This is a genomic window from Sulfurimonas hongkongensis, from assembly GCF_000445475.1.
GTDB classification, from domain to species: domain Bacteria; phylum Campylobacterota; class Campylobacteria; order Campylobacterales; family Sulfurimonadaceae; genus Sulfurimonas; species Sulfurimonas hongkongensis.
On record NZ_AUPZ01000002.1, the window covers coordinates 306,776 to 319,733 of the forward strand.

A 12,958-nucleotide genomic window follows, 5' to 3' on the forward strand; every position below is an offset into this window, starting at 1 on the left:
TTTTAATTATATAAATTTTAAGTAAAAGAGTAATAATGAACAAAATATTTCTAATGGTAGTTTTATCTACTTTCTTATTTTCATCTGAGATACCAACAAGAACTGGTGTATTTCCCCAAAAAGAGATGAAGTCTCAAAATATAACTATAGCAGAAATGGTAGCACAAGAAACATCTAAATCCCTTCCTCAAGTGATAGACAAATATACAACTTTTACATCTATAAAAAATGACGGTGCTACACTTGTATATACTTTTGAGATAAACACTGGTTCAAAGAGTGATGAGGCTGTGAGAAAAGAAGATAGATCAAGAATGAAAGAAGCTGTAACTATGGGAGTTTGTCAAACTTCACATAAGTTTTTAAAAGCTGGCATAAATGCATTATATGTTTACATCAGTGCAAAATCTAAAGCTAAACTTTTTGAGTTTAATATCTCACAAGAAGATTGTCCTGTTATCTTAGAATAGGACTTAAGAGTTGTCTATTCGAGAGATTTTGGAATCTTTGATCTTTTTTAGCTCTCTTGATGCTAAAGAGATAGAGCTCTTATCTTCTTTTTGTACGCTTACTACTTACGCAAATGAGTATGTGCTTCATTATGAAAATGAGCAGAGTCAAAACTTAGAGTTTCTTATAAGTGGCTTAGCAAAATCCTACAAGATAGACAAACACAAAAATGAAATTTTTCTATACTATATATATAAAAACTCTCTACTCTCAGAGATAGAGAGTTTTAAAAGCCAAACTCTTAACTTTTTTTCCAACATCTCTATTGTTGAAGAGTCCTTAGTTTTAAACATAGACTATGGGCTATTTAAAGAAAATTTTTTAGATAAACAAAAACTCTGCCTAGAGCTATCTTGTGAGGTAAATGAAAGATCTCAAAAACTTCAATCTTTGATAAATCGTGAGTTTATATATGACTCAGTTCAAAAGGTCTCTATGATGCTTCACAGTGATTTAGAGATGTTTAACAAACTAAAAAGACACGATATATCTCTAATACTTCACATACAACCAGCAACTCTATCTCGCGTTTTAAATAGACTAAAGAGAAATAATATTATTGATATAATACATGGTCGAATTAAGGTGCTAGATTCAAAAGCATTGAAGGAAGTAGCAAATGACTAATATAAAAGTAGTTGGCATACTTATTTTTATACTCTCTATCACTCTAGCTCTACTCTCTAGCCAGATTTCAAAGCAAAATAGTTTTAACAATGATTTTCTTGATCTTCTAAACTCACAAAAAGCTTTTACACAAGATATAGCTAAAAATATATTTTTTGTATATAGATATAGAGATTCTTCAACAAAAGAGTTAGATAAGTCTATAAAAGCATTTGTTAAAAATATGGAAAATAGAGAATTTCCAATAGAGCAAAAAGGCTCTTTAGAGATAACTCAAAAAACTAGAAAAATAACTAAGTTATGGAACGAATTTTATCTTCTTGTACAAAACTTTAGAGATAAAGCCAAAACGACTTCTCCCTATTCAACTATTTTGCTAGAAAAAATGGTAAATGATATATACCACGCAAATATAAAGCTTGTTATGGAGTTTGATGAACTCATCAAGATGCATAAAACTGAGTATGAAAAAAACTTTCATAGCTCTAAAAGCCTTCAATACACTCTTTTTTTAATCCTAGTAGTGCTTCTTGTATATCTCTTTACTCAGCTAAAAGAGTTAATCTCTTTTATACAGAAATTTTTATCAACTTCAAAAAAAATTATTACAAATTCCAGCATTAAAGACCTAGAACCTATAAAAATGAAAAATGAAAGCAAAGAGATACTACAAGCAAGAAATAACTTTAACTTACTTGTAGAAAAAATTAATAGCTCCATAGAAAATTCAAGTCACTCCATTGAACACTCTTTTGGCTCTTTGTATCAAGTTGAGAGTAACATTACAGATCTCTTAGAGCTAATCTATACCATGCAAGGGACTCACTCTATAGACAAAGAGCTAACTAAAAGAGAGGATGCTCTTATAGACTCACTAGAAGAGCTAACAACCTCTGCAAAGAGACTAGAGGACTTAAAAAAAGACTTAAATTCTCTTATTTCTAGTTCTATTCTTAAATCTTAAATAAATTTCAAAATTAATTTTATAATTTGACCTTAGTCAAATTATAGACCTCAAAAATATAATAGTATTACGAATCATTTGGGTATATTTTTATATTCAAAGGAATTTTAAGGAGAAGAAAATGACTAAGCATTTCAATAAGCTTGCTTCAGTTCTTTTAGGCACTACACTAGCTGCAACAGTTGCATCAGCAGCTTCAGGTGGTGAGCTACAAGAAGTAATGAAGAAAAGAGGCTTAACAGAACAAGACATTATTCGTGCTGCTAAGACATATCTGCCATCAGGTGGTAGAGATGAATTTGTAGTATTTAGCTCAGCTGGACAAGCTGGACAAGTTATAGTTTATGGTGTTCCTTCAATGAAAATCTTGAAGTACATTGGTGTATTTACACCTGAGCCTTGGCAAGGTTATGGCTTTGATGAGGAATCTAAAAAGGTTCTAAGACAAGGTAACATCCGTGGAAGAGAGATTAACTGGGGAGACACTCATCACCCTGCTCTATCTGAAAAAGATGGTAAGTATGATGGTAAGTGGTTAGCAATCAACGATAAAGCGACTCCTCGTATAGCTATCATCTCTTTGGCTGACTTTGAGACTCAACAAATAGCTGTAAACCCTGTTTTTAAATCTGCTCACGGTGGAGCTTTCTTTACACAAAACTCAGAGTATATCATAGAAGCTGCTCAATATGCTGCTCCATTTGATAATGACTATGCACCTATAGAAGAGTACAAAGAGAGATACCGTGGTGGTGTCACTATGTGGAAGTTTGATTCTAAAATTGGTCGTATAAAACAAAAAGACTCTTTTACTATCGAGATGCCTCCATATATGCAAGATTTAAGTGATGCTGGTAAAGGTGTCTCTCATGGTTGGGGCTTTACAAACTCATTTAACTCAGAGATGTACACAGGTGGAATCGAAGTTGGTATGCCACCAAATGAAGCTGGTATGTCAAGAAATGACACTGACTTTTTACATGTTTATAACTGGAAAAAGCTTGCAAAACTTGCAGAAGATAAAAAAAATGTAAAAGTTGTAAATGGACATAGAATTGTTCCTATGGATGTTGCGGTTAAGCATGAAGCACTATTTTTAATCCCAGAGCCTAAATCACCTCACGGTGTTGATGTCTCTCCTGATGGTGAATATATCACAGTTTGTGGTAAGTTAGATACTCACGCTTCTGTTTATAAATGGAGTAAGATTCAAAAACTTATCAAGAGCAAAAAATACGCTGGTAAAGACCCATATGGTATTCCTATCTTAGATATGAAAGAATCACTACATGGTCAAGCTGAACTAGGTCTTGGGCCATTGCATAACCAATACTCAAACGTAGATGGTGAAATCTATACTTCACTATATGTTGATTCACAAATTGTTAAGTGGAACTACAAAACTCTTAAAGTTTTAGACAAAGTAAATGTTCACTACAATGTTGGTCACCTTTGTGGAATGGAAGGAAAATCTGCTGATCCTCAAGGGAAATATGTTATTTCACTAAACAAACTAGTGATTGATAGATATCAACCTGTTGGACCATTGCATCCACAAAGTCACCAGCTAATTGACATTAGTGGTAAAAAAATGGATCTTTTATATGATATGCCTATTCCATTAGGTGAACCTCACCAAGCTGTTGCTATCCGTGCTGAGAAGCTTCACCCACACGTTAGATACCCAATGGGAACAAACGTAAGAACTGGTAAGATTCATGAAGGTAAAACTTTGGCGGGTCAAGAGAGAATTGAGAGAGATGGTAATAAAGTTACTGTATATGCTACTGTTGTTCGTTCACACATCAACCCTGAGAGAATCACGGTTAATAAAGGTGATGAGGTAACTATGTACTTAACAAACCTTGAGAGAGCTCAAGATGAGACTCACGCATTTACAGTTAGTCAACATGATGTTCACGTCTCACTAGAACCTGGTAAAACAGGAAGTGTTAAGTTTACTGCTGACTTAGAGGGAGTTTTTCCTTACTATTGTACAGAGTTTTGTTCTGCACTTCACTTAGAGATGATGGGTTACTTAATGGTTAAAGATCCGAACAAAAAATATACTTCGGCTCAAAAACTAAAAATGCAAACAATGTCAAAAGATGAGTTAATAGCTGAGTACAAAAAAACTGTTGCAGTAAATGACGCTACAGATGCTGTTATTCAATCAGTTGTTAAGTTCTTAAAAGACAATAAGTTTGATAAACATAAAGTTGTAGCTGACCTTGTAACTGATGCGTTTGATCAATATAACCAAATTCCTGCTCAGAAAAAGAAAGCTGATGAAGCCTACAAAAAAGGTGATTATGAAAAAGCTATCCTTTTTGAAAATATGATTTGGCAACTAATGGTTAAAACTGCTGATGTTGGAATTCGTGCAAAAGACGCACTAGTAAGAGAGATCGCTACTAAACAATCTGCTGCTGCTGCTAGAGGTGAAAGAGCATTTGCTGAGGGTGGTTGTAATGGATGTCATGTTATTGGTAAAGTTTCATCTGGTCCAGACTTGACAGGTGTTTTACAAAGACATGAAAATGCTGAGAAGTGGGTAAGTGACTTTATCCTACATCCAGAAAAAATGTATGAAGACCCATATGTTAAGAGCATGATTGATTACTTCAAAATAAGAATGCCGAACCAAAATATGAGTAAAGAAGAGACTAAAGACATTATCGAATACCTAAAATGGGTTGATGAAAATGCTAACTTATTCTAAGATAAAAGACTAAGTTATACTCAATGTAAGATAGAGGAGTTGCCTCCTCTATCTCTTATTTTAACCTCTCAAATTTCATTTTAATATTTAGCTTATAAATTACTCAGAAGATTCAACTACAAGCTTAGAAAAATCTGACTTAAAATGAAATTTGTCACTTCTTAAGAAAAAATGCCCATATCATAAATTTCCTTGATATTTCTTGACTTAAATCAAAGTTTTGATTATAATTTTATTGCTTTTATTATAGTTTTTAAATATAATAAAATTTATAATTTATTATATTTAACTATATTATTGACTTATGTCTATAATAAGTTAAAGTATATTTAGCTATAATAAAAACTATAATAATCAATGGCTTTAAAAGTCTAGAATTATTTTCACTCTAAGGATAACACATGCATACAAGTTTAAAAAAGGCAAGAATCTTTGCTCTTTTAGCTCTACTCATTTTAACTTTCTCGTTTACATTTCCGATGATAGCTTTTAATGGAGTTTTAACACAAATAGACAATCAAAAAGGAGATGAAGTATCACCTTTTAGTGCCAAAGTTTGGAATCTTTATAATAAAGGAAGATATAAAAGTATATCTACTCCTAAAGATGCGCACAACAATTTAGAAAAAATGATAAGTTCTGCATCAGAGATTGGTGTAGCGTCACTTCCAATTTGGGCGGTTTCACTAGAAGCTCCAAACTATCCAAAAGAAGCATTCCCTCAAGGAATTCCTGTCTTTTTTCACTTCGATGGATTTAGTGGAGAGGTTCATGAGATGAACACGATAAATCACTATGTTGGGATGGATCCTATGTGGGTAGGTGGTGTTTTTGAGAGAGAGATTGGTATCTATGCACTACTTTTGCTCTCTCTTTTTATAATCTACTTTATAGCTTACAATAATAAGTACTTAAATTATGTTATGCTAATCCCTGCATCTCTGCCTCTACTTTTTATAGCCGATTATTCGTACTGGTTATACTGGTTTGGACACAACTTACATGACTGGGGAGCGTTTAAGATAAAACCTTTTATGCCAACAGTATTTGGTGATGGTAAGATTGCACAATTTACTACTCACTCATACCCGACTATCGGCTTTTATATGTTGGTTCTTATAGGACTATTTAGCCTCTTAGCATTTTTTGCAAAACAAAAAGCACTAAAAGAGATGCAAGCGTAAATAAAATTTAGGGTTTAACATGTTTAAAATAATCTTTAGTATTTCTTTTTTTATTACTACTCTTTTTGGAGCAAACCCGCTTCAAGAAGCAATAGATGCCGCACCAAGTGGTTCTATTTTAAAGCTTAATGCTGGTGTTTATAAAGGAAATATAATTATCAATAAACCTATCACTATTATAGGAAAAGAAAAAGGTGTTATTATTGATGCAGAAGGTTTAGGAACTGTTATAAGCATAAAAAGCTCATATGTCACTCTTAAAAATTTAAAAATCGTAGGTAGTGGTAGCAGACATGAAAATGTAGATGCGGCTATAGCTATAGCTGATGCAAAGCATTGTGAGGTTAGCAACTGCGTTATTGAAGATTGCCTATTTGGTATAGATATGCAGATGGCTAGAAACTCCATCATATCTGAAAATACCATCACTTCAAAGGATTTAGAATTAGGACTTCGTGGAGATGGGCTTAGACTTTGGTACTCAAATGACAATATCATAAAGAAAAACTCTCTTATAAAGTCAAGAGATATGGTTATTTGGTACTCTCATGGAAATGAGATAGTAGAAAATTATGGTGAGTACTGTAGATACTCTCTACACTTTATGTATGCCGGTAAAAACTTAGTAAAAAATAATACATATAAGTTTAATAGTGTTGGCATATTTTTTATGTACTCTAAAGATACAATAGCTATAGGAAACAATGTACAAAGCTCATTGGGTGCAACAGGAATGGGTATCGGTCTTAAAGATGTCTCAAATTTTACAATCAAAGATAATACAATTATCTATTGTGCACAAGGGCTCTATATAGACAGATCCCCATTTGAGCCAGATACTAACAACTGGATTACAGGAAATAAGGTTTTATATAATTCTGAGGCTATACATTTTCACTCACTTAGTGAAAACAACATCATAAAAGATAATGTTATTATGGGAAATATAGAAGATATTGTAAATGACAGTAGAGGAAGTAAAACCTATAAAAATGAGATAGTGGGAAACTACTGGGATAACTATATAGGGTTTGACAGAGATGGCGATAATATTGGAGATACTCCATATAGAGTCTATCAATATGCAGATCAGATGTGGATTTACAATCCAGATGTTAAGTTTTTTTATGGCTCGCCAGTTATCTCTTTACTAAATTTTTTAGCAAAACTAGCGCCATTTACTAAGCCACTCTTTTTACTTGAAGATGAGAAACCCAAAGTTAGGATTAAAGGATAGATATGCAAAAAGTACAAACAGATAGAAGAGAGTTTATGAAGTATTCCACCTTAGGGATACTAGGACTTGTTCTTGGTGGTGGGATGATATTTAGCCCATACACTCTAAGAGCAGAAAATAGACTAAGACCTCCTGGAGCTGTAGATGAGAAAAAATTTTTAGCTCTATGCATTAAGTGTGGGCAGTGTCTTCAGGTCTGCCCATATCATTCTATAAAACTAACTGACATGGCCCATGGTCATGGGGTTGGAACACCTTATATAGATGCAAATGAGAGAGCTTGTTATGCTTGTAGTGCTGTTCCATGTGTTTTAGCATGTCCAAGTGGAGCACTAGACCATCATACTGAAAAACCAGAAGATATAAAAATGGGAATAGCAGTTTTAGAACATCCAGATACATGTATCGCTATGAAAAATATTCCGATACCTGCTGGATATATGGACAAAATGAGCAAGTTTAATGACTCTGTTACAAATTTACATGATCTTGAAGTAGAACTTTTAGAGAAGTTTTCAGAGTTTGAGGGAAAACAGTGTACACTTTGTGCAGATATGTGTCCGATACCAAATCCTCTCAGTGCTATAGCTATGGTACCAGATGCAGGTGGTGGAAATCGTCCTGAGATCTACGATGGTTGTATTGGTTGTGGTGCTTGTCAAGATGTATGTCCTACTACAATCCCATCTATAATAGTTAAACCGCGGGTTACTTATGAAGAGTATTACGCAAGTAAAAAATAGGAGAGTGTTATGAAAGTATCTAAGATTAAAATTTCTACATTTGCAATAGTGTTAATGGTTGCATTTAGTGCTTGTAGTGATAGTTCGGATAAAAAAGAAGATAAGAGGCAGGCAAGCTCAAACGATGCACCTAAGATAGAGGTCGTTCAAAACAGTGATGCTCACGCTATAAAAGTTAAAGAAAAACAAAGCGATAAGTCTCAAAGCAAATCTTACTACTATGACTACAATGTAAAAGATGCAAATGGTGATGCTTCTACTAGAGTAAAGCCTAGGACAAGTATGGAGGCTAATATGAACGTAAGAAGTCCATATGAAAAAGTAGAAATTTCTATGCTTGTAAAAAAATTAAGTAAAGATTTTATAGTAAAGTGCTCAGCTTGTCATGACGACTATGCAAATGGAATTGTAGGTCCATCACTCCTAGGAAAAGATAGCGACTTTATCTATAACAAGATTGTAGCTTTTAAAACTGGTAAAGAGTCAAATCCATTGATGAATGACCTTGTTAAAAAGATGGATGACAAAGAGATTAAAAAAATAGCTCAAGAGATATATGAGTTTAACAAAGAGATTACACGAATGAGGAACAGATAGTGAAAAATATAGTAGTAGGTGTTTTAACACTTTTTATAGTTGGTTTAATGGTTTTTACTGCAATGGATGATGCAGTTTTTCATGGTGGGCATCAAGCAAAAGTTATTGAAGACTTTGGCGATGGAAGTAACCAGCAAGCTGCAAATTTAGCAGCATCACCAAAAGAAAAATCAGATAGAGAAAAAGAAGACGAGGCATTAAAGGCATTAAGAGACAAAGCCGGAAATGCAGGGATTTTTAAAGTAAGTAATGAGTACAAAAGCAAATGTGCTTCTTGTCACGGTGCAAATGGGTCTGGCTATCAAAATGGTAAGCCTATGATGGGACCACCTCTGTTTGGACAAAGTGAAGAAGAGATTTACAAAAGTTTAGTTGACTTTAAAGCCGGTAGAAAAGAAAATATGGTAATGAGAGGCTTGTTGATACATCTTGAAGATGAAGATCTAAGAAGATTTGCAAAAGAGATTGGAGAGTTTCCAGCAAGAGCAAAAGAAGAGCTAAACTAAAAATATCTAGTATGAAATGGAGTATTTAAATGGATAAATATAACAACAGAGAAACCATTAAAAAATCAAGTTTTTTCTCTACATTTTTTGATACCACAAGAGATGGAAAAAGGATTTTTAGTTACAGAACAAAGAGATGGGTAGTTGTTATTGCTGTGCATCTCCTTTTCTTCTTATCATTTTTTATAGATTTACAGATGCTAGAAGGTACACTAAACGGCTCGAGATTTTTAGGCTTTCATATGATAGATCTATATACTACTATGCAACTTTTTTTAGCTACGCATGAGTTGCCAGTAAATGTGATCATCGGTATCACAACTATTGTTTTAGTCTATCTGTTACTTGGTGGTAGAAGCTACTGTGCCTGGGTTTGTCCTTATGGCATACTTAGCGAGATTGGTGAGAAGCTGCACAACACACTAGTAAGTAAAAAAATCATCAAAGAGAGAAAGTTTGACCATAGAGTTAGACATATCTTTTGGGCGATATTTTTAGTTTTATCTCTTACAAGTGGCTACTTAGTTTTTGAGACATTTAATGTAGTTGGGATACTAAGTAGGATGATAGTTTACGGTTGGTCTTTAGCATTTTTCTGGGTAGTAGTTGTTTTTGCCATAGAGGTTTTTTACTCTCGCCGCGCATGGTGTACTTACATCTGCCCAATAGGTACTACTTATGGCTACATTGGCAAAATCTCAGCTTTAAGAGTTGAGTGGAATGATAACTGTGATCATTGTATGGTTTGTAGCGATGTATGTTTTGAAAATCAAGTACTAGAGATTACAAAAGCAAAATATGACAAACAAAGAGAAGAAAAGGGCATTACAAGAGAGTATATAACTGGTGCTGACTGTACACTTTGTGGTAGATGTATAGATGTATGTCATGCAGATGCACTAAAGTTCGACTTTAGATTAAAAAGTTTGGTGTAAATCATGATAAAAATAGAAAATCTAACAAAAAAATTTGGCTCTCATGTCTCTTTAGATAGTGTAAACTGTGAGTTTAACAAAAATGAGTCCATCGCACTTATGGGTGCAAATGGAGCTGGTAAGACTACACTTATTCGCTCTATTTTGGGGTATTATCACGCAGATGCAGGGAGTGTGTCTATCAACGGTCTTGACCCCATAAAACAAAGGGTAGAAGTTTTAAAAGAGATAAGTTTTGTTCCACAACTTCCTCCTCCTATTAAGCTAAATATTGAAGAACTTATACACTACATCTCTGTAAGTGCAGAGGTAGATGAAGACAAAATCATGCACTATGCAAATGAGATGAAGCTTGATTTAGCTGCAAATATGAAAAAGTCTTTTTTTAAGCTTAGTGGAGGAATGAAACAGAAGCTACTAATCGCTATCTCTATAGCAAAAAGGAGTGATATTATCATATATGATGAGCCTACGGCTAACTTAGACCCTAAAGCTAGGGATGACTTTTATAGACTGCTAAAGCAAAACGAAGATGAAAAAGTTCTTCTTTTTGTAACACATAGACTAGAAGAGGTAAAAGATCTTGTTAATCGTCAGATTTATATGGATCTAGGAAAAGTGGTTTCGGATGAAAAGTTTTAATCTTTTACTCATCCTTGCTATTAGCTTTTTTACTGCTTGTAACTCTACTCAACACTCTGGTGCAAAAGAACCGCAAAGTGATAGCAGAGTATGCCCAAAGTGTCATATGGAGTTAGATAAGAGCAATGCCCATAGTGCATCTATAGTAAAAAATAATAGCCTATACTACTTTGATGATATAGGTTGTCTTATCTTGTGGAGTCATGAAAATAAGCTAGATGCAAAGAGTGCAAAAGTCTTTACAAAAGATTCAGCTCGTTACATAGATGCAACAAAAGCACACTACAAGATAGGAGAGAAAACTCCAATGTCATATGGTTTTGTCGCCTTTGAAAATAGCATAGAAGAGACAATAGACTTTGATGAAGTTAGAATCAAAATGTTAAGAGGTGAGCATATGGCAAATCCAAAAATTAGAAAACAGATACTAGGATACTAATGAAAAATTTATACTTAATCGCATATTTGGACCTAAAAGAGTCCCTTAGAGCTAAATGGTTTGTAGTTTACTCTCTTGTTTTTGGAGGGCTTATAGCTCTGTTTTTTATAGCAGGAGTTACAGAGTCACAAGTTATGGGTTTTAGTGGTCTTAGCAGACTTTTGCTTATGTATATACAGATAACTATAGTCATACTGCCTATATTTATCCTCATAACTACAGTTAGATCTATCTCTGGAGATAGAGATAACCACATACTAGAGTATATGCTCTCTTTTCCAATCTCACTAAAGCAATATTACTGGGGCAAGATTATTGGTCGTTTTATCACTGTATATCTTCCTGTTTTGTTTGCTATGGTTATTGCTATAGTCTATGGAGCGTTTAAAGGTGCAGATATTCCTTGGAATATCTTCTTTTTATATACAGGGCTTCTTTTTGCTATGAGCAGTGCGTTTTTAGGTATAGCATTTTTTATATCTTCTTTTGTAAAGTCTAGTGAGGTGGCGCTTGGAATTGCATTTTTTATCTGGATATTTCTGCTCGCTTTTATAGATATCGCGCTTATCTCACTTATGATGCAAAACAGATTTAATGAAGAGCTTATCATTTTTATAGCTATGATAAACCCTATGGAGATTTTCCGCGTGGCTGCCATCTCTCTTTTTGACCCTGAGCTTACAGTTATGGGTCCAGTCGCATTTTATATACTTGACTCTATGAGTCAGAGTGTTTTTGTTTTACTATCCATTGCTTATCCTCTCTCTATTGGGTTGTTATTTGCATTTTTAGGTTACAAGATATTTGAAAAAAAAGATTTAGTTTAATATTAGGAGTTTATAGTGATAAAAATATTTTTAGCAGTAGTCTTAGCATATAGTGTAGCCCTTTCTTATGAGATGGATTATACAAAAGAGACAGAGGGTTTGGTAAAAAAGTTAAAGGTTCATAAGGGGCCCAATTGGGTGGCTAAGATAGAGTTAACAAATGGTAAAAAAGTCTTTTTTGTAAGTCCAAAAGCAATGATAGAATTTTATCATCATCCAGGAAAATGGTTTGATGTGGGTGTAAAAAGTGAGGATGATTTTAAAGATATCATAGTCACAGACTTTACAACTCTTAAGCCAATAAATGCTAGAGGTGCTTTTTATGTTTATGGTTCAAACATGGTATCCCCTGCTGGAGATGACCTACCAGCTTTTGCAACATATGAAGCCGCTGATAAGTATGCAAAAGAGCATAATGGCAAAAGAATTTTAAACTTTAAAGAGATTCCAGAGGCACTTATAAAACTTTTAAATGGAAGGATATAGAATGATTAAACCAACTCCAAAAGATGAAGAGATAGAACTAGACCCAAAGAGATATATTGTAAGTGAAACTGATGCAAAGGGTAAGATTACCTATTGCAATGACTACTTTAAAGAGGTATCTGGTTATACAGAAGAAGAGCTTATAGGCTCACCTCACAATATAGTACGCCATCCTGATATGCCAAAAGTAGTATTTAAACTTTTATGGGAGACTATATCTAGGGGGAAAAATATTAATGCAGTTGTAAAAAATCTTGCAAAAGATGGGAGATATTACTGGATTTTTACAGAGTTTGAGATAAGAAAAAACACAGACACTGGCGAAATCATAGGATATCATGCTTCAAGAAAAACAATCTCAAAATATGTAATAGGGGTTATTGCTGAGCTTTATGCAAAACTTTTAGAGATAGAAAAAACTCAAGGTGTTAAAGCGTCTCAGGACTATCTTGTAAAGTTTTTAAAAGACAAAGGCGATAATGTTGAGTTCGCTAATATCATGGAAGAAATCCACAGATTTTACTAGAAGTTATAAACAT

The 12,958-nt window shown here is 33.8% G+C and carries 15 protein-coding genes; all 15 read left to right on the forward strand.

The window, feature by feature from the left end; genetic code table 11:
• Positions 1-35 precede the first annotated feature (35 nt).
• The 15 genes from M947_RS14000 to M947_RS14070 all read left to right on the forward strand — a co-directional run bounded on the left by M947_RS14000 (position 36) and on the right by M947_RS14070 (position 12,945).
• Complete coding sequence (locus M947_RS14000; protein WP_021286664.1) at positions 36-470, forward strand: hypothetical protein; 435 nt, start codon at positions 36-38, stop codon at positions 468-470.
• A gap of 10 nt (positions 471-480) precedes the next feature.
• On the forward strand, positions 481-1,137 hold the full coding sequence (locus M947_RS14005) for a Crp/Fnr family transcriptional regulator (protein WP_021286665.1): 657 nt from the start codon (positions 481-483) through the stop codon (positions 1,135-1,137).
• Positions 1,130-2,101 carry a hypothetical protein gene (locus M947_RS14010; protein ID WP_021286666.1) on the forward strand — a complete coding sequence of 324 codons (972 nt, stop codon included), beginning with the start codon at positions 1,130-1,132 and terminating at the stop codon, positions 2,099-2,101. Before M947_RS14005 ends, M947_RS14010 begins: the two co-directional genes overlap by 8 nt.
• Before the next feature lie 121 nt (positions 2,102-2,222).
• The gene (nosZ, locus tag M947_RS14015) at positions 2,223-4,823 is read left to right on the forward strand and encodes a Sec-dependent nitrous-oxide reductase (RefSeq protein ID WP_021286667.1); all 2,601 of its coding nucleotides are present in this window, start codon (positions 2,223-2,225) and stop codon (positions 4,821-4,823) included.
• 401 nt (positions 4,824-5,224) lie between these two features.
• On the forward strand, positions 5,225-6,007 hold the full coding sequence (locus tag M947_RS14020; RefSeq protein WP_021286668.1) for a hypothetical protein: 783 nt from the start codon (positions 5,225-5,227) through the stop codon (positions 6,005-6,007).
• 19 nt (positions 6,008-6,026) lie between these two features.
• Positions 6,027-7,244 (forward strand): nitrous oxide reductase family maturation protein NosD, encoded by a 1,218-nt coding sequence (locus tag M947_RS14025; RefSeq protein WP_021286669.1) that lies wholly within the window; start codon positions 6,027-6,029, stop codon positions 7,242-7,244.
• Between the two features lie 2 nt (positions 7,245-7,246).
• Positions 7,247-7,987: a 4Fe-4S dicluster domain-containing protein gene (locus M947_RS14030; RefSeq protein WP_021286670.1), complete on the forward strand. Its 741-nt coding sequence runs from the start codon at positions 7,247-7,249 to the stop codon at positions 7,985-7,987.
• Between the two features lie 9 nt (positions 7,988-7,996).
• A complete protein-coding gene (locus tag M947_RS14035) occupies positions 7,997-8,584 on the forward strand; it encodes a c-type cytochrome (RefSeq protein WP_021286671.1) in 588 nt (195 codons plus the stop codon).
• Entirely contained in the window at positions 8,584-9,090 is a 507-nt protein-coding gene (locus M947_RS14040; RefSeq protein WP_021286672.1) for a c-type cytochrome, read from the forward strand. Before M947_RS14035 ends, M947_RS14040 begins: the two co-directional genes overlap by 1 nt.
• Before the next feature lie 29 nt (positions 9,091-9,119).
• Complete coding sequence (locus tag M947_RS14045) at positions 9,120-10,025, forward strand: NapH/MauN family ferredoxin-type protein (RefSeq protein WP_021286673.1); 906 nt, start codon at positions 9,120-9,122, stop codon at positions 10,023-10,025.
• A 3-nt stretch (positions 10,026-10,028) separates the two neighbouring features.
• The gene (locus M947_RS14050; RefSeq protein ID WP_021286674.1) at positions 10,029-10,667 is read left to right on the forward strand and encodes an ABC transporter ATP-binding protein; all 639 of its coding nucleotides are present in this window, start codon (positions 10,029-10,031) and stop codon (positions 10,665-10,667) included.
• On the forward strand, positions 10,654-11,106 hold the full coding sequence (locus tag M947_RS14055; RefSeq protein ID WP_021286675.1) for a hypothetical protein: 453 nt from the start codon (positions 10,654-10,656) through the stop codon (positions 11,104-11,106). The genes M947_RS14050 and M947_RS14055 overlap by 14 nt, the downstream gene beginning before the upstream one ends.
• Positions 11,106-11,933 carry an ABC transporter permease gene (locus tag M947_RS14060; RefSeq protein ID WP_021286676.1) on the forward strand — a complete coding sequence of 276 codons (828 nt, stop codon included), beginning with the start codon at positions 11,106-11,108 and terminating at the stop codon, positions 11,931-11,933. The genes M947_RS14055 and M947_RS14060 overlap by 1 nt, the downstream gene beginning before the upstream one ends.
• Before the next feature lie 15 nt (positions 11,934-11,948).
• A complete protein-coding gene (locus M947_RS14065) occupies positions 11,949-12,419 on the forward strand; it encodes a nitrous oxide reductase accessory protein NosL (protein WP_021286677.1) in 471 nt (156 codons plus the stop codon).
• Between the two features lies 1 nt (position 12,420).
• Positions 12,421-12,945 carry a PAS domain-containing protein gene (locus tag M947_RS14070; RefSeq protein WP_021286678.1) on the forward strand — a complete coding sequence of 175 codons (525 nt, stop codon included), beginning with the start codon at positions 12,421-12,423 and terminating at the stop codon, positions 12,943-12,945.
• Positions 12,946-12,958 lie beyond the last annotated feature (13 nt).

Excerpts from the sequence above, each read along its gene's own strand:
- M947_RS14000 (WP_021286664.1), top strand. The coding sequence starts at position 36 with ATGAACAAAATATTTCTAATGGTAGTTTTATCTACTTTCTTATTTTCA.
- M947_RS14010 (WP_021286666.1), top strand. The coding sequence starts at position 1,130 with ATGACTAATATAAAAGTAGTTGGCATACTTATTTTTATACTCTCTATC.
- nosZ (WP_021286667.1), top strand. The coding sequence starts at position 2,223 with ATGACTAAGCATTTCAATAAGCTTGCTTCAGTTCTTTTAGGCACTACA.
- M947_RS14020 (WP_021286668.1), top strand. The coding sequence starts at position 5,225 with ATGCATACAAGTTTAAAAAAGGCAAGAATCTTTGCTCTTTTAGCTCTA.
- M947_RS14025 (WP_021286669.1), top strand. The coding sequence starts at position 6,027 with ATGTTTAAAATAATCTTTAGTATTTCTTTTTTTATTACTACTCTTTTT.
- M947_RS14030 (WP_021286670.1), top strand. The coding sequence starts at position 7,247 with ATGCAAAAAGTACAAACAGATAGAAGAGAGTTTATGAAGTATTCCACC.
- M947_RS14035 (WP_021286671.1), top strand. The coding sequence starts at position 7,997 with ATGAAAGTATCTAAGATTAAAATTTCTACATTTGCAATAGTGTTAATG.
- M947_RS14045 (WP_021286673.1), top strand. The coding sequence starts at position 9,120 with ATGGATAAATATAACAACAGAGAAACCATTAAAAAATCAAGTTTTTTC.
- M947_RS14050 (WP_021286674.1), top strand. The coding sequence starts at position 10,029 with ATGATAAAAATAGAAAATCTAACAAAAAAATTTGGCTCTCATGTCTCT.
- M947_RS14055 (WP_021286675.1), top strand. The coding sequence starts at position 10,654 with ATGAAAAGTTTTAATCTTTTACTCATCCTTGCTATTAGCTTTTTTACT.
- M947_RS14060 (WP_021286676.1), top strand. The coding sequence starts at position 11,106 with ATGAAAAATTTATACTTAATCGCATATTTGGACCTAAAAGAGTCCCTT.
- M947_RS14070 (WP_021286678.1), top strand. The coding sequence starts at position 12,421 with ATGATTAAACCAACTCCAAAAGATGAAGAGATAGAACTAGACCCAAAG.